This is a genomic window from Faecalibacterium sp. AF10-46, assembly GCF_003604105.1.
In the GTDB taxonomy this organism is placed as follows: Bacteria; Bacillota; Clostridia; order Oscillospirales; family Ruminococcaceae; genus Faecalibacterium; species Faecalibacterium taiwanense.
This window is the reverse complement of record NZ_QVGY01000001.1, coordinates 448,963-470,502: the sequence shown is the minus strand read 5'-3', so window position 1 is coordinate 470,502 and position 21,540 is coordinate 448,963. Positions and strand designations below refer to the sequence as shown.

Below are 21,540 nucleotides of genomic sequence, written 5' to 3'. Positions count from 1 at the left end.
CCTCAGTTCCAGCGGCGCTTTTCCAGCCCCTGCGCCGTGAAGAACAAAAACAGCATGGTCACGGTGAGGTAGTACACCAGCGTCGGGATGGAAAAGCTGTTGTTGACAAACTCTTCAAACGGCGTGAACAGGCACAGCCCGCTGAGCACCGCGCTGAACGCTTCGGTCAGCCAGCTGCTCTGCAGCAGGAACAGTGCCGTCAGCACCACACAGCAGCCCGCAAAGGTCAGGCAGCCCAGCGTAAAGCTGCGGGTACGCAGGCCTGCCACCACACTGAGCACTGCCGCAATGGCGGTGAACAGGGCCAGCGCCACTGCGCTGCCTGCGGTGAACATGCTGCGCAGGCTGGGCATCATGTAGGCCAGCAGCAGTGCGGCAACACCTGCCACCGCAGCAATGATCTGATTCTCGGTCAGGCTGGAAAGAAACACGCCAATGGCAATGGCGGCGCAGCCCATGAGATAATAGCACAGCAGAGCGGCCAAGTTTGCCAGCGTGGCCGTGCCGGTGGCACCCAGTGCGGCCAGTACAAGGATCATGACCGCATCGGCAAGGCACGGCAGTGCAAAGATGACGCACAGGGCAAAGAATTTGCCCAGCACGATCTCCCACACAGACACCGGGCTGGTAAGCAGCAGCTGATCGGTGCGGGTGCGGCGTTCCTCTGCAAAGGAGCGCATGGTGAGCACCGGGATATACAAAAGCAGCACAAATGTGGTGCGGTAAAGCGTGTAATAGCCAAAATCCGTCAGGCCGTAGCCCAGATTCAGGGCAACAAAATAGATGGCCGTTGCCGCCAGCATAAAGGCGGTGAGCACATAGCCGATCATGCCATGAAAGCTGCTGCGGACTTCGCGTTTGAAAATGGCGGTCATTCAGCCTTTCCCTCCTCTTCTTCATCGTTTTGATCGGACTCGCCCTCGGTCAGTGCAAGGAACACTTCCTCCAGCGTCCTGTTTTCCGCTGCCAACGCCAGCACCGTGCATCCGGCCTGCGAAAGGGCGCGGGACACCTCGGCGCGGCGGTCAGAAGCATCGGCACTTTCTGCGGTAAAAGTCACCTGTCCGTCGGCCTCGGATTCGATCTCCACCTTGCGGATGCCCGGAATGGAGCCGACTGTTTTCAGCACGGTCTTCCCCCCGCCCAGAACGGTAGCGCGCAGACGGCTGCCGGGGTTCAGCTTTTCGGCCAGCTGTTCCGGCGCACCCACCGCCACCAGATGTCCCTTGGAAAGGATCAGTACCTGACTGCACACTGCCTGCACCTCGCTGAGGATGTGGCTGGACAGGATGACTGTGTGGCTTTTCCCCAGCTCCCGGATCAGTCTGCGGATCTCGATGACCTGTGCAGGGTCAAGGCCCACGGTAGGCTCGTCCAGAATGATGAGCTGCGGCGCGCCCAGCAGTGCCTGCGCAATGCCCACGCGCTGGCGGTAGCCCTTGGACAGACTGCGGATGAGCCGGGGCAGCACCTCTTCCAGCCCGGTGCGGCGGGCAGCTTTGCGCACCTGTTCTTTGCGGTCGGCCTTCTTTTTGATGCCTTTCAGCTCTGCAGCAAAATCCAGATATTCCTGCACCGTCATTTCCGGGTAGAGCGGCGGCTGCTCGGGCAGGTAGCCCACACAGGCCTTGGCCTGCTGGGCCTGCTCCGGCAGGCTGAAGCCCGCCACCTTCACTTCACCGGAGGTGGCGGCAAGGTAGCCGGTGAGGATATTCATGATCGTGGATTTGCCCGCGCCGTTGGGGCCGAGCAGGCCGAAGATCTGGCCGTCGCCCACCGTAAAGGACAAATCTTCAATGGCAGGGTGCGTGCCATACTTTTTGCTCAGATGCGATACTTCGATCACAGCAAACGCTCCTTTTTCATCTAGTTCAATGCTGGTATATTTTAGACGGAAAATGTGTAAAAATTAAGACAAACCTGTGGTGGGATGCAAAAAGAATTCTTAAGAATGATTAAGGCCGCCCTTTCATATGCCAAAAAGGCAGCAAAAAAGCACCGTCTCCCGAAGGAAACGGTGCTCAGAAAACCATAATTACTTACGGCCGAAACGCTTGTTGAAGCGCTCAACACGTCCGCCGGTGTCAACCAGCTTCTGCTTGCCAGTGTAGAAAGGATGGCACTTGGAGCAAACTTCGACGTGGATCTCAGGCTTGGTGGAACGAGTCTTAATGACGTTGCCGCATGCGCAGGTGATGGTGCAGTCAACGTAGTTCGGATGGATACCCTGTTTCATTCTTTTCACCTCATTTCTGGTTCTGACTTATCGGGGCCATATTATGAATGTATGTGCCCATCACAACCTTCAATATCGGCTACCCCGTCGAGCGGCCTTGGAAACGATTGCCTTACTATTATAGCACGATTCCGACAGAATGCAAGAGGGAAAATAAAGTTTTTAGCATACAAAAAGCCCCCTGCACTTTCATGCAGAGGACTTTAACGGTTTTACCTTACACCGTCAGGCCATCAGTGGATGAACACAGGACCCAGCGGGTTGGTGATGGGGCTGACGTAGCCGCCCAGCAGCTTGGGAATCGCCAGGCTGATGTCGGGCACGAAGGTCAGCAGCAGCAGTGCAATGAACATGCACAGGTAGAACGGCAGGGTCGCCTTGACGACCTTTTCCATCGGGCGCTTTGCAACGGCAGAGCCGATGAACAGCACAGCGCCGACAGGAGGAGTCAGCAGGCCGATGCCGCAGTTCAGAACCACGATGATACCGAACTGGATGGGATCGATGCCGATGGAGGTTGCGATGGGCAGCAGGATGGGAGTAGCGATCAGGATGATGGGAGCCATATCCATGATGCAGCCCAGAACCAAGATGATCAGGTCGATCAGCAGAGCGATGATGTAGGGGTTATCGGTGACGCTGGTGATGGCATTTGCAGCCAGATCCGGCACATGCAGCATGGTCAGGCAGTTGCCGAAGACTGCAGAGGTAGCGATCAGGATCAGCACGATGGACAGAGTGTTCACGCACTCATCCAGCGCATGCCAGACACCCTTCCAGTCCAGACCCTTGTAGACGAACACCGACACGAACAGAGAGTAGATAACTGCAATAGCTGCAGACTCGGTAGCGGTGAACACACCGCCAACAACGCCGAACACAACGATGACAACAGCGGCCAGTGCCCAGATAGAAGTGCCCAGCTGCTTAACGAAGCCCTTGATGCTGAACGGAGAGCCCTTGGGGTAATTTTCCTTGACCGAGATGATGTAGGAACCGATCATCAGGACGATGGCCAGCAGAGCGCCGGGCAGATAACCTGCCAGGAACAGGCTGCCGACCGAGATGCCGCCGGCAGTGGTGGCATAAATGACCATGTTGTGGCTCGGAGGAACCAGCAGACCCTCGCAGGATGAGGTGATGGTAACAGCAGTGGAGAAGTCGGCATCGTAGCCCTGATCGACCATCATGGGGATCATGATGGAGCCGATGGAAGCGGTATCTGCAGATGCAGAACCGGAAATACCGCCGAAGAAGTAGGAAGCAACGATGTTGACCATTGCCATGCCGCCGCGCATCCAGCCCACGCAGGCATCAGCCAGAGCGATCAGCTTTTCAGAAATGCCGCCGGAGCCCATGAGCACGCCCATGGTGATGAAGAACGGCACGGCCATCAGGCTGAAGGAAGAAATGCCCTTGACCATCAGACGGCAGACATCGGTCAGTGCCTGACCCTGCACCATCATGCACAGCACGCTGGAAAGACCAACGGCGTATGCAATGGGGAAACGCAGGAAGATCATTACAAAGAAGCTGACAAGAAGGACAATGATTGCCAGTGTCTGAACTGTCATATTACACTTCCTCCTTTACAAAAATGCTCTTGATGTGGTTGTACAGTGCCTCGATCTCGAAGATGATCATGGCAACACCGGCCAGCGGCACCGGGAAGTACATCCAGAAGCGGCTCAGCCAGGGCATGGACACGTAGAAGCCGCGGCCGCCCAGAGTGGTGGCATAGTTCCAGCCGACCACCATCATGATGACACCCAGAATGCACACGGCAAGATCGGCCAGAATATCCAGCACCTTGACGGCGATTTTGGGCAGATACACGTCAAACGCAGTCATGCGGATATGAGCACCGCGGCGGATGGCCAGAGCAGCACTCAGCACGGCCATGTAGCTCATGCAGGTCAGCACAACTTCTTCCGACCATGCCGGGTCCGGGATGAACGAGACGTAACGACCGATGACCGACATGGTAGTGATGAGGATATCTGCGATCAGCAGCAGCTTGCAGATAAACAGGACCACTTTGTAGGTGATGTCGTACGCCGGCTTGATCTTATCCAGAGTGGTAAAGATTTTCGGCATATGAATTCCTCCATATAAAAAACCCGGCAGGTCTGCGGGCGTATCCCGTAGTCCCCCGCCGGGCTATGTACTATCTCAGAACAGGAAAGGCTTTTTCAATTATGCCTTCATGTCCAGCAGCTGCTGATACAGCTCAGCCTGATCGGAGGTGTTCTCGCTGATGACCTTAGCGCAGGCCTCCTGCCAGGGTGCCTTGTCGTCAACATCCACAACGTTGCAGCCGGAGCTTCTCAGCTCCTCCAGAACCTTGTTCTCAGCGGTCTCGGACAGGTCTGCATTGAAGGCCTGCGTATCAGCACCAGCCTCCATGATGGCAGCCTGCTGGTTCTCGGTCAGCTTGCCCCATGCGTTATCGGTGATAACAGCCTGAATAGCACCCAGAGTGTGGCCGTCCAGGATCAGGTTGTTGGCAACCTCGGGGAATGCATTGGACTTGTAGTTTGCGATGGGCTGCTCAGCACCATCCACAACGCCGGTCTGCAGTGCGCTGTACAGCTCACCGAAGGAAACGACGGTGGGGTTAGCGCCCAGACCCTCGACCATGCCGTTCATAACGGGGTCGTTGGACACGCGCAGCTTCAGGCCCTTGAAATCAGCGATGCCGGAAACAGGCTTGACCGTGAAGAAGTGACGGAATCCCTCTTCGCCGTAGAAGACACCACGAACGGGCAAGCCCAGCTCCTGAGGCTCGTTCAGGAACTCAGGTGCCAGATCGCTGTTGGCGAAGTTCCAGAAGTGTGCGCGGTTCTCGAAGGTGAAGGGGATGGACAGCAGCTTGGACTTGTTGCAGCCATAGCTGGTCAGTGCGAAAGCGGAGATACGGCTCATATCGATGGAGGTAGAACCGCCCAGAATTGCGTCCAGAACGTCGTTCTCAGAACCCAGAACGCCGGAAGCCTGCACGTCGATGACGACGGAGCCGCCGGTCAGCTCCTCGACCTTCTCCTTGAAGTGGGTAGCGGTCTGGCCAACGATGGTATCCAGCGGGTTGACCTCGGCGTAGACCAGAGTCACCTTGGGATCGTTTGCAGCAGCAGTAGCATCACCAGCAGCAGAAGCTGCGGTGGAAGAAGCTGCGGTAGAGGTGGAAGCAGCAGAATTGCTGGAGCCACCACATGCGGTCAGAGCCAGAGCAGCGGCGGAAACACCGGCTGCTGCCAGAAAGCTGCGACGAGTGATCTTTTTCATAATAAATCGTCCTCCTTAAATCTCCCGAACGGCCCGGTCTGCACAGGACCCGCATGCCGTTCATTTACTGTACACACTTTAGCAAATTTTTTTAAACGAAACAAGGGCTTTCAAAAAATGTCCTGCTTTTTGAAAGAATGTCAGAATTTCTTTTGTGAAAACTGCCAGTTGCTTTACTTTTTGTTTGTGCATCTTCGCCTAACAGATGGATACATTTCTGTATTCCAGATAGAAGCAAAGCGCTGGATGCCCTTCCCTTTGGGGTTCAGAGCACACAGCGCTTTGCCGGTTCTTTATTCTGTTTTCCTGATTTCTTTGCCCATCTTTTCCGGGCTTTGCTGTGGGGCTTATGCCTGCCGGATGCGGGCGATCAATTCGCCCTGCTGGGCAAACCGATCATACATCGGCTGCACAGCAGCACGGAACCTTGCCTTTTCTTCTTCGTCCAGCTCTGTCACCTCAATGCCTGCTGCACGCAGATCACTTTCCGATTCCGCCTCCTGCTGCGCCCAGAGCCTGCGCTCCACCTTGGCGCTCTCCCGGGCACACAGGCGGATGATCTCCGGGTAGCGCTCGTCCAGTGCGGCCAGTTTTTCCATCACAGCAGGGCTTGCAAGCTGCACCTCCGGCACGCGGGTGTGCTCATCCTTTAAAAAGTAAGGTGCCACCTCGTAGTGACCCATGGCTTCGTAGCTGGGCCAGTTGTTCTCTGCGCCATCGATCTCACCGTTGTGCAGAGCGGCATACACCTTGCTGTACACCACCTTTACCGGCTTTGCGCCGAGGTCGGTGATCATTTCGCTCATCATGTCCGATTCCTGCACGCGGATGGTCAGGCCCTGCAGATCTGCAAGGCCTGTCACCTTCTGCCGGGTGTAGATGCTGCGCACACCGGCATCGAACCAGGAAAGGCCGGTCAGCTCCAGCGACTGCAGCATGGAAAGGAATTCGTCGCCGATGGAGCCGTCCAACACCCGCCACATCTGGTCGGCATCGGTATAAAGATACGGAAGCTGCAAAACGCTCAGCGCCGGTTCATACTCAGCCAGCTGGCTGAGGGACACGCGGGAGAAATCAATGCCGCCGAACTGCATCTGCTGGATCACGCTCTGCTCCGCGCCCAGTTCTCCCCCGCTGTACACCAGCACTTTCACGCGGCCATCGGTGCGCTGGGCCACAAGATCCGCAAAGGCCAGCGCTGCCTGCGTAGTAGGATAATCCTCCGGCTGGTTCTCCGCATAGCGCAGGATCAGTTCCGCCCCCTGTTGCTCCTGCACCGGCTGATGGCCGCAGCCCGCCACCGGCAGTGCCAGCACGGCTGCGCCAAACAGGGCGGTCAGCATCTGGCGGCGGGTCACAGGCGGGCCTCCCGTGCAGCCTTGGCCGCTTCCCTGCGGTACTGGGTGGGGGTCATGCCGGTGCGTTTTTTAAAGGTGCGGGCAAAATAGCTGGAATCCTCGTAGCCCACCATGGAAGCTACCTCTGCTGCCGAACGGAACGGGTCGGTGAGCAGCTCCTTGGCAGCGTTGATACGCAGCTCGGTCAGGCAGTCCAGAAAGTTCATCTTCTGGTACTTCTTGAACTGTGCCGAGAGATACGCCGGGCTGATATGCAGGATCTCGCTCACACTGTCCAGCGAGAGGTCGAACATATAGTTATCCTCCATATACTTGCGCACATGGGCCATGACCAGTGCATTGCGGTCGTTCTCCCCTGCTTCGGCGGCATCGCTCTCCGGGTCAGCTTCCGGCTCCGGTTCCACCGGAGCCAGCTCTGCAAGGCGGCGGCCCGCCTCGATCTGACGGATGGCCTTGCGGATGGAAGCTTCCACTTCGTCCGGGTTCACCGGCTTGAGCAGATAATCGCAGGCCCCCAGATGCATGGCCTCGTGGGCGTACTGGAACAGACTGTAGGCCGTAACAAAGATCACCTTGCACTCCGGGCGCTGTTCCAGCACGGCGCGGGCTGCATCCAGACCGTTCATACCGGGCATCTCAATATCCATCAGGATCAGGTCTGCGCCCCACAGCACCGCCGTATCCGCTGCCTTGCGGCCGTTCTCGGCAGTCTCGATGGTCACTTCGTGCTCAAAGCGGCGGGCCACGATGTCCGCCAGCGTTTCCCGTTCCAGTGCTTCATCATCCGCGATCAACAGACGAATCATTCCTCAAACTCCTCCTCATTCTCCACCAATGGCAGGTACAGCACCACCGCCGTACCGCGTCCCGGATGGGACCGTATCACAAAGCGGCTGTTCCGATCCAGCAGACGCAGGCGGGCCGCAACATTATAAATGCCGATATGCTCCCAGCGATCACCGGGCTGACTGAGCGCCCCGCGCAGCTGTCGTAATCGATCCGGCTGGATGCCCACGCCGTTATCCACCACGCGGATGCACAGCATTCCCTTCTCCCGCAGAGGGTTCACGCGGATGCGCACCACACCGCCCTCCTCTTTGGGGCAGATGCCGTGCTTGAAGGCATTTTCCACGATGGGCTGTAAAATAAAGGACGGCACCATGGTCTCGGTAAGATCCAGCGAATCGGAAATGCGCCACTCCATACGCACCCGCTCACCAAAGCGGACATGGTAGATGGAGTAATATTCATCCACGATGCGCACCTCACGGGAGAGCGGCACCTGTTCATCGTTGCTCATCAGGCTGTAGCGCAGCAGGTGCGAAAGCGCCATGATGAGCGCCTGCGTACGGTAGGCCGTCTCGGTACCGGCGGTCTGCTGGATTACATTCAGGGTGTTGAACAGAAAGTGCGGGTCGATCTGGCTGCGCAGCTGCTGCAGCCGGCTGCGCTCCATGCGGTTCTGCAGCTCCAGTGCTTCGGTCTTCTGGCGGTGCAGCTCCCGCTCGATCTCGTTTTTCTCCTGCAGGGTGGTCACCTGCTGGGCCATGGAGTGCTTCATGATGTTGAAGGACTCGGCCAGCTGAGCGATCTCCGGCTGCTTGGGCAGCGGGATATCCGGGGTGTCGAACTCACTTTTGCCAATGGCGCGGGAGGCAGCGATCATCTGCTGTACCGGCGTGAGCAGACGCATGACCATCAAACCGGTAACGCAGCCCAGCGCCACGCACAGCGCCACCACCACCGTCTGCAGCATGGTGATGCGCTCGTTCAGGGCCGAGATGGTGGTGTAGGTGGTCTGGGAATCCTGAATGGCGGTTTCCAGCAATTGCAGGGTGTACTGGCTCAGGTAATCGCCGCAGGGCACCACCTTTGCATAATACAGCTGGGAAGCTGCGGCATCGTTGCCGCTGAGCAGGTCGTTTTCCAGCTCATCCAGCAGGCCGGTGTAGGTCTGATAGACCGTATCCACTGCGCTGTAGAGCACCCACTGCTCATCGCTGACGCTTTCCAGACTGTTCAGGCTGGTACCGATGCGCCAGAGCCATGCGTTGCAGGTGGAAGATGCCGACTGCAGCCGGTCAATGATCTCCTCCGGCTCGCTGTTCTCCCAGCGGTAGTTCTCCAGCACGGAAATAGAGCTTTCCACACCGCCCTGAAAGCGGCTGATGGCGTTGAAGCAGCCCATCTGCGCGTCCTGTACTGCCTGCACTGCTCTGGACTGGTAGCCATTGAGCGTGAGCTGCATGGCAAAGGCCGCAAAAAATGCTGCCAGACACAAGCCCATGCGCTGCTTGAGGGTGATCTGCCGCTTGCGGTGCTGCAAAGCCTGCCGCCTCCTTTCGTTTGGTAACGATTTATTGTACCACGCTTTGGGCCGGATTGGCAAGGTTTGCATGTTTTTCTCTTGCCTAAACCGCACAATTGTGGTACGATGCCTATAAATATAAAGGAGGCGACTTTATGTCCCAGACCATCTCCGTTTCCACCACCATGGGTGAGCAGGGCTTCCGCGATTTTGCCGTGTTCGATGCATTCCATCACCGCAAAGCATGGCTGCGTCCCGCTGTTTTTGCCGCCATCATGCTGGCTTTTGCCGCCGTCTGCCTTTCGCAGCTGGGCAAGCGCCCGGGTGCCGGGCTGCTGGCTGCTGTGCTTGCCATTGTGGGCATCGGCCTGCCGGTGAGCTACTTTTACTCGTTCTTCCGCAGCGTTTCCCGGCAGATCAAACAGATGCACCTGCCGCGTGCCTTCTACCGTGTGGAGCTGGCCGACACCGGCATTGCTGTGTGGATGTACGGCCAGCAGGACAAGCCCGAACCCACCAGCCGCCACGCATGGGACAGCTTTTACTGCGCCTACCGCACGGACAATGCGGTGTACCTCTACGTAGAAAAAGAGAAAGCTTACTTACTGAACGACCGCATGGAAGTGGTGTGGAAGTTTTTGGCCGGCATCCTGCCCAAAGAAAAGCTGCACGACTGCAGAAAAGGTTAAACCCAAAAAATATGCACACGCAAAAAAAGAACTGCTGACATTTCGTTCAGCAGTTCTTTTCTTTTATAAAGACCCACGCTGCGGCAAAGCAACGCGCAGCGTGGGTGCGAAGATAGCTTATGTTATTGCGTCAGCCGATCAGCGGGCAAGCGTATACTTGTGCAGGGTCTTGCGCACAGCGCCGGGGCCTGCAAACAGTTCCTTGGCCATTGCCTCGATCTTCTCGCCCAGACCAACGGCATACAGATCCACGCCGAACACGTCAACACGGCTGTACAGCTTCTTCAGGCAGCTGAAGTCCTGCTCGCCTTCCTTGACCTCCAGCGGAGCCACAATGGCCTGCAGCTCAGCCAGCAGCGGATCGGTGGAAGGCTCAAAAGCCTGACCATTGTCATCGATGCCCTTCAGGTAGCGGGCGTAGCCTGCCAGCACCAGCGGGATCAGGATCAGGTTGCTCTTGTCCAGACCGCGTGCCTCGTAGGCCTTGACGGTCTCGCCAAAGCGGATGGCCAGCTTCTGGGAGGTATCGGTAGCGATACGCTGGGGAGCATCCGGCATGAAGGGGTTGGGCAGGCGGCGGTTGATGACAGCGCCGATGAACTCGTAGGGGTTCAGAACGCCGGGATCGACCACGACGGGCATTGCCTCGATGTAGCCGATCTTCTGGATGAAGGCACGCAGGTCTTCATCGGCCATCTCGGCGGAGATCAGGGTGTAGCCCAGCATGCAGCCATAGATGGACATTGCAGTGTGCAGCGGGTTCAGGCAGGTGCACACCTTCATCTTCTCGATCTTGTCCACGGTCTCGCGGTCGCAGTACAGCACACCGCCCAGCTCCAGCGGAGGACGGCCATTGGTGTAGTGATTCTCGATGCACAGGTACTGGGTCTCTTCGGCGTTGACGAAGGGAGCGGTGAAGGTGTGCTTCTCGGTGACGATGGTGTAGTTGTCCTCAAAGCCGTCGTCGGCCAGCATCTGCTGGACCTTGGCATCCGGGCGCGGGGTGATCTTGTCGATCATGCTCCACGGGAAGGTGATCTTGGTCTCGTCCTGCACATAGGCCAGGAACTCGGCGGGCACCAGACCCTGCTCCACCCACTTGGCAGCATAGGCGTGGACAGCGTTCTTGACCTTATCGCCGTTGTGGGAGCAGTTATCCATGCTCTGGACGGTCAGGGGCAGCTTGCCGGCCTTGAAGCGCTCGTACAGCAGAGCAGTGACCTTGCCCATGGCCAGCACGGGGGTCAGGCCGCGCTCCAGATCAGCAGGAGCAACGCCGTAGCCCTTCTCAGTGATGGTGAAGGAGATCATCTGCAGGCTGGGGTTCTGGAAGATCTCCACCAGACGTGCCCAGTCCTCGCCGAAGGAGTAGTCAGCCTTCAGGCTCTCGGTAACGGAAGCCACCACCTTCTTCTCGATCTCGCCGGTGGACTTCAGGCAGACCAGCAGGCTCATATTGTCGTAGGGACGATAAGCCTTGTCGATGATCTCGTAGTCAAAGCTCTCGGCCACGATGACACCGCGGTCATACTTGCCGGTGTTCAGCGCATCGTTCAGGATGGCAGCCGGGAATGCACGGAAGATATTGCCTGCGCCGAAGTGCACCCAGGTGGGTTCGGCGTGGGTCTTGGCCTTGACAGCCTCGATATCGAATTTGGGCAGCTCATAGCCCTTCTCTGCCCACTCGGCGGACAGATTGCCGTTTTTGATCTCAGACAGCTTCATATTTATCAGCCCTTCTTTTTCTCTTCATCCAGACGATCCAGCAGATCCCAGACACCCAGCATGTACTGAACGCCCAGAGCACGGTCATACTTGCCGTAACCGGGGCGGCAGCTGCCGGGGCCTTCCTCCCACAGCTGACGGCCGTGGTCGGGACGGATGTAGCCCTCAAAGCCGCAGTCATGGTAAGCACGCAGCACCTCGATGATGCCGGTCTCGCCGCAGCAGTCGCGGTGAGCAGCCTCGGAGAAGTCGCCGTTGGGGAAGTGGTGGATGTTGCGGATGTGACCAAAGGCAATGCGGTCGCAGTGCTTGCGCACGATCTCGGCACAGTTGTTGTTGGGGTTTGCGTTCAGGCTGCCGGTGCACAGGGTCAGGCAGTTGTACGGATCATCCACCATGCTCAGGAAGCGGTCGATGCTCTCAGCATCCACCAGCAGACGGGGCAGGCCGAAGATATCCCAAGGGGGATCATCCTGATGGATGGCCATTTTGATGCCGCACTCATGGCAGGTGGGCATCAGTGCTTCCAGGAAGTACTTCAGGTTTTCCCACAGCTTTTCCTTGGTGACAGGGGCGTAAGCCTTGAACAGCTCGTCCAGCTTTGCCATGCGCTCCGGCTCCCAGCCGGGGAAGGTCATGTTATACTTCTCAGTGAAGGACATGATGTACTCAGCCATAGCCTTGTAATCGCCCTTGATCTTGTCCTTCTCGTAGAACAGTGCAGTGGAGCCGTCGCCCACGGGGTGGAACAGATCGGTACGGGTCCAGTCGAACACCGGCATGAAGTTGTAGCAGATGACCTTGACACCGAACTTGGACAGATTGCGGATGCACTGCTTGTAGTTCTCGATGTACTTATCGCGGGTGGGCAGGCCGATCTTGATGTCATCGTGGACATTGACCGACTCGACCACGTCCATGTCGAAGCCGTAAGCGTGGATCTGATCGGCTACCTTCTGGATCTCGTCGATCTCCCAGATCTCGCCGGGCATCTTGTCGTGCAACGCCCAGACGATGCTGGTCACGCCGGGGATCTGCTTGATGTCGCTCAGGCTGATGGGATCGTTGCCCTCGCCATACCAGCGCCAACCCATTTTCATAGGCATAGGAAAATCCTCCTGTTTTATATTTTCTGCTTTGCATTTTCCGCGCAGCCGTGTGCCGCGCTCTTGTACTTATATTCTAGTATATCAGTTGCGTTTTTTCAATGGTCGCTTTGCCGGTTTTTTATATTTGTTCTTGTATACTTTAGACAAAAAGAACAAAAATCCGTCGGACATCACCCGCCCGACGGATTTTTACGCGATTCAAAATGCCGGTTTCAGCGTTTCAGCTTCTGCCGGATGGACGGAGCCATCACATCCTTGAAATATTCAAAGGTATCCAATTCCAGAATGGCAGAGCCTGTCAGATAAATGCCCAGACCAACCACCACCTGAATGATCACCGTCAGCAGATCCGGCAGGTGCAGGAAAATGACCAGATACATGCACAGGCCCGCGCCCGCTGCCAGCAGCAGGGTCGGCAGGATATCGCGCATCTGTTCCAGATAGCCATAGTCGATCAGCTTTTTGCTGGGCTGTGCATCCAGGATCTGGGTCACGACATTCGTGATCAGCACACCATATGCAATGGCCTCGACGCTGATACGGAATGTTGCCAGCAGAAGAAGGATGCACACCGCTTCGTTCATAAGCTGACGCTTCAGGTAAAGATCGCTGCGGCCCACTGCCTTGGCTGCATTCAGGTTTGCCGTGATGATCGGCCAGCATATATAGCTCAGGCAGAACACCCTGAGGAACAGCACACAGGGCAGCCACTTCTCGGTGAGGATCAGGCGCACCAGCGGTTCGGCACAGAATGCAGTGCTCATCATCACCGGCGCAATAATATAGGTACAGGTCTTGATGGAGCGGCGGGTCATGTTCTTGACCTGCGCACGGTCATCCTGCAGTGAGGACATGACCGGGAACAAAACGCTCTCAATGGAAGTATCCACGCTTGACGCGATATTATAAGTCAGGTTATCGCCCTGATTGTAATACGCCAGATCCGCCGAGGTGTACACCTTGCCGATGATCAGGCTGCGCAGGTTGTTGTAGATGACGCTGCTCAGCGACGAGGCCAGCAGCTTCCAGCCATAAGAGAGCAGCCCTTTCAGGTGCTGCCACGAAAACTCCATCTTAGGCCGCCAGGAGGACAGCTTCCACAACACCAGCGTGTCCACCGTGATATTGGATACCTGCTGCACCACCAGCGCCCAGACTCCAAAGCCCATATAGGCAAGGCCCAGGCCCAGGACCGTGGATACGATCGCGCCCGCAAAGGCGGAATAGAAAAAATACTGGAACTTCATGTTCCGGGTCACATGCGCCTGCTGGATCGTTTTGATGCCGCAGACCGCCACTGTCAGGCTGATGCCGCGAAAGATCGGGGTCATGCTGGGGTCATTGTAGAACGCAGCCAGATACGGCGCCGCCACGAACATTCCCCCATACAGCACAAAGCTGATCACAATGCTGAAAAAGAACGCCGACGAGTAATCCAGCTCGTCCACTTCCTTCTTCTGCACCAGCGCGGTGCCAATGCCGCAGTCCAGCAGGACATACATGATATTGTTGAACACCGTCACCAGTGCCACCTTGCCGTAATCATCGGGTGTAAGGATGCGCGCCAGAAGGATGGACACCACCGCTGAGATCAGCTGCACACCGCACCGCTCTGCAAAGCGCCAGAAAAAACCGTTTACAATAACATTTTCTTTTTTCTCGTTCATTCCTGCGTCCACTCAAATTCCTTTCAAAAAACCGGCCGGTCTGCACCCTGCGCAGAAATGCATTTCCGCCGTATCCTTATCATCTTCTTCCCTGCTGCCAAAACAACTGAGCAGAGATAGTTAGTTATATAGTATCACACCCATCCATGCATTTCAACCAACATATTCTTAAGGAATGACGGCCCGAAAATTTCATTTAAAAAGAGAAAAAGCGCTTGACTATCTGCCAGGAACGTGGTAATATATTCAAGCAGTCCGCATCACGGTCTTTCACCTCAGAGATTTCAGGGCTGCGAAAACAATACGGTATGCGAGGGTGGCGGAACTGGCAGACGCGCACGTTTGAGGTGCGTGTGGTTTATCCTTGGGGGTTCGAGTCCCCTCCCTCGCACCAAACCATGAAAATCCGAACCTTTTCTCGATAGGAGAAGGGTTCGGATTTTTTGTTTTCTTCGGAAACGAAAACAAGGGCTCTTCCCTGACGGCTGTGTGTCCGAAACCTTATCAGAAAAAAGACCGCGTCACAAAGGTCACAACTGTAAAGGTGCCGTAAGGCGGAAAGGACATAAACATGAAGTACGATGCAAGAGCTTGCCATTTCAACATGGACACCGGCTGTGTGGAACTACTGCTCCGGGATGGGCGCAAAATTTCCATTGACTGCACCGGGGTCGAGGATGCGTTGGACGTGACCATGGCCCAGAGGTCAGAGTTAGACTACCTCATCTACAATGACCCACTGGGCTATGCCGATTTGATTTTGAACGGCAATCCGAAGGAATATTTGAAAAACGTAACCGAGAGCCATGGCTTAGAAGATTAAGAATAGCAAAACAGGGCGTATCTCTTTTTATGGGATGCGCCCTGTTCTTTTATGCCTGTTTTTTCTGTGCTTCTGCAAACATCCGGGCAATCTCCGTGCCGGATTCCTGCATTCCACGATTCATCCACTCATGTACCCAGCCATATAGCATATAACCGATGGCAGAATTCAGATAAGCCAACCCGTTGGGAATCTCCGGCGAACGGTCAAAATAGCCGAGGATCGTTTCCAGCATAATATTGGAAAGCCCTGCATGGTACAATGCAAGGTAAAATTCAGCATGGTCCTTGTAAAAATCCAGCAAACTGACGAGCCATAGATTATCCTGACCCGGTGTGCCATCAGGATGCTCATGGTCAAAATTTGTCTTCCATTCATTGGTCAGACGCACAGACTCCTGCTGTAATACGTCCTCTTTGCTTGCGAAATTACGGTAAAAAGATGCCCGCCCAACACCGGCAGCATCCACCAGCGCCTGAATGCTGATGGACGCAAAGTCCTGTGTGTGCATCAATTCCAGCAGCGCAGACAGAATGTGCTGCCGCACATAGGTGTTCTTTTCCTGATTGTTCATGTTCTTCATGGGATGATACAAACGCCCTTCTTTGTCTCATTTTGGCTGAGACGATTGACTCAGCACTGTTTTGATGATACACTCGTCCCATTGAAAAGTCAAGAAGAAAGGAGTTCACAATGAATTTGACGAAAAAGCGATTGTTGATTTTGTTCATCGTCATCATTTTCGGAGCAGTCTTAGGGCGGCTGGCTGTTCGCGCTGGGCTGAATCTGCTGCTGGGCGGCACGCTGTTTGGAGGGAATATTCTGTGAAAACACTGAAATGGGGATTGCTCTATACTGCTGCGTTTCTTGCGGCTTTTGTCGGCTCTGCTTTACTCAAAATAAACAGCGACCCGACCCACGGCAAATACAACACCCGTTGGGATGAAACGATCGGCAAGGCATACACCGATTTGCCTTATGGAGAGGGTGCCGCCAACAAGTTTGATCTTTATGTACCGGCTGACAAAAGTCAGGATGCATACGGTCTTGTGGTCTATCTTCACGCCGGTGGATTTACCGGCGGAGACAAAGCCGGTGATGCCGAGATGCTGAAATGGCTGTGCAGCAAAGGCTATGTGGCGGCAGGAATCAACTACACATTGTTTACGGAAGAAAACCCGGATGCCAGCGTATACAGCCAGTCGGAGGAGATCAAAGCCGCCATGCCCTCTGTGGTTGCAGCAGCCGAAAAACTGGGGTATAAACTTGACCGGATGGCTATTTCCGGCGGCAGCGCAGGTGGATGTCTTGCGCTGATCTATGCCTACCGGGATGCCGACACCTCGCCGCTTCCGGTCAAAATGGTATTTGAAGCAGTCGGCCCCGGCAGCTTTCATGTGGAGGATTGGGGTATCTTCGGTCTCGACCAAAGCCCGGAGGCCGCCGCAGGACTGTTCAGTGTAATGTCCGGTCAGGCGCTGACCCCGGAGGATATCACATCCGGTGCCTATCTGGACGCAGTCAAACCGATCTCTGCTGACCGCTGGGTCACAAAGGATACGGTGCCCTCTGTCCTCTGCTACGGCGCACACGACAAGATGCAGCCCTTTGCCGCATCTAAACCGTTGGTCGCCGCACTGGAAAAGAACGGAGTAGATTACCGGTATTTCGTAGCGAAGCATTCCGGCCATGGGTTGCAAAACGACAATAAGGTCTATATGGAGTATCTGGATGCCGTAGTGGAATATCTGGACAAGTACATGAAGGACTGACCTTGTGTGAAAGATAACCGTTCAGGAGGCTGCCATGCAAAAGAAAGATCTTCTGGTAATGGCAATTATCGTGATTGCCGCCATCGTTTTGGGGGCAATATGCGGTAAGCTGCTATTGGATAACGTCATATGAGACGGAAAGCAAAAATAATCGTGTACACCGGAATATTTGTTCTGGTGTTTCTTGCTGCTGCACTGGCAAGGGTCTATCTGCTGGGAAGTGCACCGGAACGACTGGTAAAATCGCTGGGGCAGGATCTGACCGGCACGGTTTTCAGAGATCAGAACTACGAAAACGAGAATGGAAACCGGTACGACCTTTATATTCCCGCCGAACTGGACAGGATGCAGGATCAGAATCTGATCCTCTATATCCACGGGGGAAGCTTCAATTCCGGTTCAAAAGCTGACGGTGAAACATGGTGCAGATACTATGCCGCACAGGGGTACATTACCGCTTCCGTAGATTACACCTTGCAGATGCACGGAAAAGATGCGTCCATTTATCAGATGAACAAAGAAATCGAAAATGCAGTTCGGGCAATTCGGCAAAGGACGGAGGAACTGGGGTATCATATTGCAGGAATGGCTCCGTTTGGGGTGTCCGCAGGCGGGACCTTGGCGATGAATCTGGCTTATAGTGGAAATTCTGCGATCCCGGTCAGATTTGTTTTCCAAGTGGCTGCCCCCACATACTTTGAGCCGTCCGAGTGGCCCCTGCTCATGAAGGTGGACAAACTCACATCGGCGCACGACTTCTGCAGGATGATGACCGGAAAGGAATTGGAGGATTATACACAGGAGATTCGGAAAATCTCTCCGGCAGGCATCGTGAAGGATGATTCTGTGCCGTCGTTGATCGCCTATGGTCGAATCGATCATTGTGTCCCTGTGAACCAAAAATATTATCTAATGGGAGCGTACATTCTGCACAACGTTCCATACGACTATATTGAATTTCCGAAGTCTAACCATGGGATGTATAATGATCCGGATAAGCTGCAGGAATTTCTGGAAAAGTCTTTGGAATATGCCGAGCGTTATTTCACCGATTGATCCGCATGGGCTGAGGAGGAATTGTGTCAATTTGACACAATTCCTCCTCGTCCGTTCTAAGCAGGGTTTGGGGCAGGCACGCCCCAACAAGATCACATCAAAACTCGCTAGAGTTTGAGAAGTGAAGTCCCGATGGAGCACAAGATTTTCAAGAATTGAAAATTTGTGGCCACGGGACGGTTCTTGCCCTCTACCGCTGCGCTCAAAACTCATTTTCAACAAATGTTTCCGAATTGTTAAGACGCAAAATTTTTTTGAACACTTTCTTTTACTGAAGTGGTGGTGCTCATCATGAGCACCACCACACCTGTGATTTTGGATATTAAGGGCAGACGAAATCTTACCTATGCTTTCAGCAAAACAATTGCTCAAATTTCCCCTTGCAATCTCACCTAAGTTGTGGTATATACATTATACGAAAGCTGCTTTTAAAGAACGTTCCACCGTTCAATGATGTGTAAAGTGAGGTGCCTGCCATGACCGCCGTAATCTATGCCCGCTATTCATCGGATAACCAGCGCGAAGAATCCATTGAAGGCCAGATTCGTGAATGCACAGCCTATGCGGAAAAGAACGGCATCACCATCGTCAAGCACTACATTGACCGTGCTATCTCTGCCAAGACGGACAACCGCCCGGAGTTCCAGCAGATGATCAAGGACAGTGACAAGAAGCTGTTCGACATTGTGCTGGTCTGGAAACTGGACCGCTTTGCCCGAAACCGTTATGATAGTGCCCGGTACAAGACCCAGCTGAAGAAGAATGGTGTCAAGCTCATGTCTGCCACCGAGATCATCTCCGAGGGGCCGGAGGGCATCATTCTGGAATCGGTGCTGGAAGGTTATGCCGAGTATTATTCGGCAGACCTTGCCGAGAAGGTCGTGCGTGGACAGACCGAGAACATCCTGAAAGGCCGCTGCAACGGTGGACGTGGAACTTTTGGCTACACGCTGGATCCCGAGCGGAAGTTCCACATTGACCCTCTCACCTCGCCTTTTGTGCTGGAATCGTTCAAGAAGTACGATGAAGGCTCCACCATGAAGGAGATCCGGGACTGGCTGAATGAAAACGGCATTAAGAACCCGGTGGGTGGTGCGTTTACTTATAACAGCGTCGAACATATGCTCAAGAACCGGCGGTACATCGGAGAACTGAAGTTCCGGGATGTGGTTGTGCCAGATGCGATTCCGCCCATCGTGCCGCTGGAACTGTTCGATGATGTGCAGGAAAAGATTGCCAAGAACAAGAAAGCCCCTGCCCGGAGAAAGGCAGAGGAGGATTACCTGCTGACCACCAAGCTGTACTGCGGTTACTGCGGTGCACTGATGTTTGGTGAAAGCGGAACGAGCCGGACGGGAGAAGTCCACCGCTATTATAAATGTGCCACCGCCAAAAAGAAGAAGGGCTGTAAGAAGAAAACCGTCCGCAAACAGTGGCTGGAAGATCTGGTGGTCAATCAGACCATGCAACTTGTCCGGGATGATGCCGCCATGGAATCCATCATCGCCAAGGTCATGGAGCTGCAAGACCGGGAGAACACTAATCTTCCCCTCTATGAGAAGCAGCTCCGGGATGCAGAATCGGGTATCCAGAATATGCTCAATGCGATTCAGGCCGGAATCCTTACCAGTTCCACCAAGGAGCGGCTGGAGCAGCTCGAAGAAACCAAGCGTGAGCTTGAAGCCCGCATTGCGGAAGAAAAGCTGGCAAAACCCAAGATCAAAGAGGAATTTATCCGCTTCTGGTTGCTGCGGTTCCGCAAGCTGGACATGAGCCTGAAAGACCAGCGGCAGGCATTGGTGGATACGTTCATCAATGCGATTTACCTGTATGATGATAAGGTTCTCATTACCTTCAACTATAAAGAAGGGACACAGACCGTCACCTTTGGAGAAGCGTCAGAAGTTGCATCCGAGGGAAATGGTTCGGATTTGGATTGCATTCCTGCACCAAAAACCAGTACACATTGTGTACTGGTTTTTCTTTTTGTGCGAGGGAGGAGACCTCGAACAACACTATTTATTATATAAAAGAAAGCGCGATGAATTCTGAGAACTCATCGCGCTTTTTCTCTTATGCGGGTAGTGGGGGTCGAACAACAAAAAATGATTGAGTGATGTCAAAAACATATCTGCAACGCGTCTAAGCACTTGCTAAAAAGGTAGTGGGGTTGGTTTGTAGCCCATGTATTTTGCTACGTTTACAAAAAAGAGTGTTACCAAAACTGTTACCAGAGTCAGGCCTGTGCCTTTTTGAATGCCGCGGTGGTAGCGGCAGCAAGATCTTCCCTCTGACCGTCAAGCTCGTGCCGATACACTCCGGCAGTGTCCATGTTCTTGCTGTGACCGACCAGCATTTTCAGCTGGCTGTCGGTCAATACGCCGGATTCAATGCTGACGAAAGTGTGCCGCATCTCATACAGCGTGACCTGAGGCTCAATGCCATTGTCACTCTGGTACTTCTTCCAGCGCTTGAATAAAGCTCTCTGGTTCGGGATCTGGAACAAAGGGGTGGTATAGTTCAGCGGGATATCGGAAGCCTTCAGCAAGGCCACCTGCGCTTCGTAGGCCTCATGGGCTTCCTCGCCCATGTCAAATGAGCGAATGGCGTTTTCGTTCTTGCCGGTGGTTTCCTCATCCAACCGGTTGATGCTGCGGCGCAGATTGACCGTGTTCCCTTTGATGTCACCATACCAGAGCCCCACAAGTTCACCCGGGCGTACACCTGTAGCAACTGCAAACCGGTAGGCATAGATATACTCGTCAAAGACCAGCTTGCCATAGTAAAGGCGAGTGTCCACATCAAACAGAACTTTCAAAGCGGTCGGCTGTAAAATCTTTTTCTTCCCCATGCGGGCATTCTTCGGGATAGACAGCTCAGGGAACATCGTACTGTACCTGTTCCGGCGGCACCATTTCAAAAAGCTGATCTCCGTTGAGCGGATCGTCATAATGGTCTTGCGGCTCAAAGGCTTGTCGCTTGACCTACGCTGACGCTCCTTTTTAAGGCATCGCTTTTTGAAAGACATATTGATGGCCTTTTGCAGATCGCCTTCGGTCAGCTCGTCAATGCGGATGTCCCCACAGACAGGCAGAATATAGTAATCTCCGTATTTCTTGCACTGCTCAACATAGGATGTGCCGCAGGTGAGCTTCAGTTCTTCTACCCACTGGGCATAGAGGGCAGCTACCTTCTTCTTGCCGTCCCGGATGCTGTCGTCAAGCCATGCATCCGCTTTTGCGTTTGCTTCCCGTTGTCCTGTTCGGCCCGGCGTACTGCTGTAAAAGCGCTTGCGGGTGCCGTTCTTCTGCACCGCAATGCACCAACGCTTTTCCTTCTCGACCCAAAATGCCGTGTTCGTTCTCTTTTTCATTGTTTTCACCTCCAAAAGGGTACACTTTGACAAGCCTGCCCGGAGGTGGTATCATTACTATGCAGGGGTCGCAATCCTGTATAGAACTGTTTTACCTTCGGTCAAGCGGTTCAGGAACCTCCTTCGGTGCTGGTAACGC

At 54.6% G+C, this 21,540-nt stretch carries 20 protein-coding genes and 1 tRNA gene; 7 read left to right on the top strand and 14 right to left on the bottom strand.

Features of this window, described 5'->3' with window-relative positions; genetic code table 11:
- Window positions 1-2: 2 nt before the first annotated feature.
- From DWV57_RS02345 to DWV57_RS02305, 9 genes are all read right to left on the bottom strand, one after another.
- Window positions 3-875 carry an ABC transporter permease gene (locus tag DWV57_RS02345; protein WP_097781863.1) on the bottom strand — a complete coding sequence of 291 codons (873 nt, stop codon included), beginning with the start codon at window positions 873-875 and terminating at the stop codon, window positions 3-5.
- Window positions 872-1,846 carry an ABC transporter ATP-binding protein gene (locus DWV57_RS02340; protein ID WP_120019813.1) on the bottom strand — a complete coding sequence of 325 codons (975 nt, stop codon included), beginning with the start codon at window positions 1,844-1,846 and terminating at the stop codon, window positions 872-874. Before DWV57_RS02340 ends, DWV57_RS02345 begins: the two co-directional genes overlap by 4 nt.
- 189 nt (window positions 1,847-2,035) lie before the next feature.
- Window positions 2,036-2,236 (bottom strand): 50S ribosomal protein L31, encoded by a 201-nt coding sequence (gene rpmE / locus DWV57_RS02335; RefSeq protein WP_005926533.1) that lies wholly within the window; start codon window positions 2,234-2,236, stop codon window positions 2,036-2,038.
- A 233-nt stretch (window positions 2,237-2,469) separates the two neighbouring features.
- A complete protein-coding gene (locus tag DWV57_RS02330) occupies window positions 2,470-3,810 on the bottom strand; it encodes a TRAP transporter large permease (protein ID WP_097777885.1) in 1,341 nt (446 codons plus the stop codon).
- Window position 3,811: 1 nt separating this feature from the next.
- The gene (locus DWV57_RS02325; protein WP_097774911.1) at window positions 3,812-4,333 is read right to left on the bottom strand and encodes a TRAP transporter small permease; all 522 of its coding nucleotides are present in this window, start codon (window positions 4,331-4,333) and stop codon (window positions 3,812-3,814) included.
- Window positions 4,334-4,432: 99 nt separating this feature from the next.
- Complete coding sequence (locus DWV57_RS02320) at window positions 4,433-5,521, bottom strand: TRAP transporter substrate-binding protein (protein ID WP_120019812.1); 1,089 nt, start codon at window positions 5,519-5,521, stop codon at window positions 4,433-4,435.
- A gap of 347 nt (window positions 5,522-5,868) precedes the next feature.
- Window positions 5,869-6,879: a TRAP transporter substrate-binding protein gene (locus DWV57_RS02315; RefSeq protein ID WP_243112288.1), complete on the bottom strand. Its 1,011-nt coding sequence runs from the start codon at window positions 6,877-6,879 to the stop codon at window positions 5,869-5,871.
- Window positions 6,876-7,685, bottom strand: coding sequence for a response regulator (locus tag DWV57_RS02310; protein WP_005937194.1), 810 nt, complete (start codon window positions 7,683-7,685; stop codon window positions 6,876-6,878). Before DWV57_RS02310 ends, DWV57_RS02315 begins: the two co-directional genes overlap by 4 nt.
- Window positions 7,682-9,205, bottom strand: coding sequence for a histidine kinase (locus DWV57_RS02305; protein WP_243112287.1), 1,524 nt, complete (start codon window positions 9,203-9,205; stop codon window positions 7,682-7,684). Before DWV57_RS02305 ends, DWV57_RS02310 begins: the two co-directional genes overlap by 4 nt.
- Window positions 9,206-9,342: 137 nt before the next feature.
- Between DWV57_RS02305 and DWV57_RS02300 the strand changes: the two genes are divergently transcribed.
- Window positions 9,343-9,876: a hypothetical protein gene (locus DWV57_RS02300; RefSeq protein ID WP_005937189.1), complete on the top strand. Its 534-nt coding sequence runs from the start codon at window positions 9,343-9,345 to the stop codon at window positions 9,874-9,876.
- A 138-nt stretch (window positions 9,877-10,014) separates the two neighbouring features.
- Here DWV57_RS02300 and DWV57_RS02295 read toward each other — a convergent pair whose 3' ends face one another.
- The 3 genes from DWV57_RS02295 to DWV57_RS02285 all read right to left on the bottom strand — a co-directional run bounded on the left by DWV57_RS02295 (window position 10,015) and on the right by DWV57_RS02285 (window position 14,377).
- Window positions 10,015-11,601, bottom strand: a complete 1,587-nt coding sequence (locus DWV57_RS02295; protein ID WP_120019811.1) for a mannitol dehydrogenase family protein — start codon at window positions 11,599-11,601, stop codon at window positions 10,015-10,017.
- Between the two features lie 5 nt (window positions 11,602-11,606).
- A complete protein-coding gene (gene uxuA, locus DWV57_RS02290; RefSeq protein WP_097777891.1) occupies window positions 11,607-12,707 on the bottom strand; it encodes a mannonate dehydratase in 1,101 nt (366 codons plus the stop codon).
- A 215-nt stretch (window positions 12,708-12,922) separates the two neighbouring features.
- Complete coding sequence (locus DWV57_RS02285; protein WP_120019810.1) at window positions 12,923-14,377, bottom strand: lipopolysaccharide biosynthesis protein; 1,455 nt, start codon at window positions 14,375-14,377, stop codon at window positions 12,923-12,925.
- A 310-nt stretch (window positions 14,378-14,687) separates the two neighbouring features.
- Between DWV57_RS02285 and DWV57_RS02280 the strand changes: the two genes are divergently transcribed.
- Window positions 14,688-14,771, top strand: a tRNA-Leu gene (locus tag DWV57_RS02280).
- 177 nt (window positions 14,772-14,948) lie between these two features.
- A complete protein-coding gene (locus DWV57_RS02270; RefSeq protein ID WP_120019808.1) occupies window positions 14,949-15,200 on the top strand; it encodes a DUF6061 family protein in 252 nt (83 codons plus the stop codon).
- Between the two features lie 49 nt (window positions 15,201-15,249).
- Here DWV57_RS02270 and DWV57_RS02265 read toward each other — a convergent pair whose 3' ends face one another.
- Window positions 15,250-15,795, bottom strand: a complete 546-nt coding sequence (locus DWV57_RS02265) for a TetR/AcrR family transcriptional regulator (RefSeq protein WP_133303624.1) — start codon at window positions 15,793-15,795, stop codon at window positions 15,250-15,252.
- Window positions 15,796-15,893: 98 nt separating this feature from the next.
- Here DWV57_RS02265 and DWV57_RS14920 point away from each other — a divergent pair, with 98 nt between their 5' ends.
- From DWV57_RS14920 to DWV57_RS02250, 4 genes are all read left to right on the top strand, one after another.
- The gene (locus DWV57_RS14920) at window positions 15,894-16,028 is read left to right on the top strand and encodes a hypothetical protein (RefSeq protein WP_256468832.1); all 135 of its coding nucleotides are present in this window, start codon (window positions 15,894-15,896) and stop codon (window positions 16,026-16,028) included.
- Window positions 16,025-16,972, top strand: a complete 948-nt coding sequence (locus tag DWV57_RS02260) for an alpha/beta hydrolase (protein WP_207666231.1) — start codon at window positions 16,025-16,027, stop codon at window positions 16,970-16,972. The genes DWV57_RS14920 and DWV57_RS02260 overlap by 4 nt, the downstream gene beginning before the upstream one ends.
- 129 nt (window positions 16,973-17,101) lie before the next feature.
- Window positions 17,102-18,028 carry an alpha/beta hydrolase gene (locus DWV57_RS02255; protein ID WP_120019806.1) on the top strand — a complete coding sequence of 309 codons (927 nt, stop codon included), beginning with the start codon at window positions 17,102-17,104 and terminating at the stop codon, window positions 18,026-18,028.
- 476 nt (window positions 18,029-18,504) lie between these two features.
- The gene (locus DWV57_RS02250) at window positions 18,505-20,058 is read left to right on the top strand and encodes a recombinase family protein (protein ID WP_120019805.1); all 1,554 of its coding nucleotides are present in this window, start codon (window positions 18,505-18,507) and stop codon (window positions 20,056-20,058) included.
- 206 nt (window positions 20,059-20,264) lie between these two features.
- On the opposite strand, the gene DWV57_RS02245 is transcribed toward DWV57_RS02250, so the two are convergent.
- Window positions 20,265-21,401: a tyrosine-type recombinase/integrase gene (locus DWV57_RS02245; protein ID WP_120019804.1), complete on the bottom strand. Its 1,137-nt coding sequence runs from the start codon at window positions 21,399-21,401 to the stop codon at window positions 20,265-20,267.
- Window positions 21,402-21,540: the final 139 nt, after the last annotated feature.

What these genes read in the sequence shown, in the direction of transcription:
- DWV57_RS02345 (WP_097781863.1), bottom strand. Translation starts at nt 875, where the DNA reads ATGACCGCCATTTTCAAACGCGAAGTCCGCAGCAGCTTTCATGGCATG.
- rpmE (WP_005926533.1), bottom strand. Translation starts at nt 2,236, where the DNA reads ATGAAACAGGGTATCCATCCGAACTACGTTGACTGCACCATCACCTGC.
- DWV57_RS02330 (WP_097777885.1), bottom strand. Translation starts at nt 3,810, where the DNA reads ATGACAGTTCAGACACTGGCAATCATTGTCCTTCTTGTCAGCTTCTTT.
- DWV57_RS02325 (WP_097774911.1), bottom strand. Translation starts at nt 4,333, where the DNA reads ATGCCGAAAATCTTTACCACTCTGGATAAGATCAAGCCGGCGTACGAC.
- DWV57_RS02320 (WP_120019812.1), bottom strand. Translation starts at nt 5,521, where the DNA reads ATGAAAAAGATCACTCGTCGCAGCTTTCTGGCAGCAGCCGGTGTTTCC.
- DWV57_RS02310 (WP_005937194.1), bottom strand. Translation starts at nt 7,685, where the DNA reads ATGATTCGTCTGTTGATCGCGGATGATGAAGCACTGGAACGGGAAACG.
- DWV57_RS02300 (WP_005937189.1), top strand. Translation starts at nt 9,343, where the DNA reads ATGTCCCAGACCATCTCCGTTTCCACCACCATGGGTGAGCAGGGCTTC.
- DWV57_RS02295 (WP_120019811.1), bottom strand. Translation starts at nt 11,601, where the DNA reads ATGAAGCTGTCTGAGATCAAAAACGGCAATCTGTCCGCCGAGTGGGCA.
- uxuA (WP_097777891.1), bottom strand. Translation starts at nt 12,707, where the DNA reads ATGCCTATGAAAATGGGTTGGCGCTGGTATGGCGAGGGCAACGATCCC.
- DWV57_RS02285 (WP_120019810.1), bottom strand. Translation starts at nt 14,377, where the DNA reads ATGAACGAGAAAAAAGAAAATGTTATTGTAAACGGTTTTTTCTGGCGC.
- DWV57_RS02270 (WP_120019808.1), top strand. Translation starts at nt 14,949, where the DNA reads ATGAAGTACGATGCAAGAGCTTGCCATTTCAACATGGACACCGGCTGT.
- DWV57_RS14920 (WP_256468832.1), top strand. Translation starts at nt 15,894, where the DNA reads ATGAATTTGACGAAAAAGCGATTGTTGATTTTGTTCATCGTCATCATT.
- DWV57_RS02255 (WP_120019806.1), top strand. Translation starts at nt 17,102, where the DNA reads ATGAGACGGAAAGCAAAAATAATCGTGTACACCGGAATATTTGTTCTG.
- DWV57_RS02250 (WP_120019805.1), top strand. Translation starts at nt 18,505, where the DNA reads ATGACCGCCGTAATCTATGCCCGCTATTCATCGGATAACCAGCGCGAA.
- DWV57_RS02245 (WP_120019804.1), bottom strand. Translation starts at nt 21,401, where the DNA reads ATGAAAAAGAGAACGAACACGGCATTTTGGGTCGAGAAGGAAAAGCGT.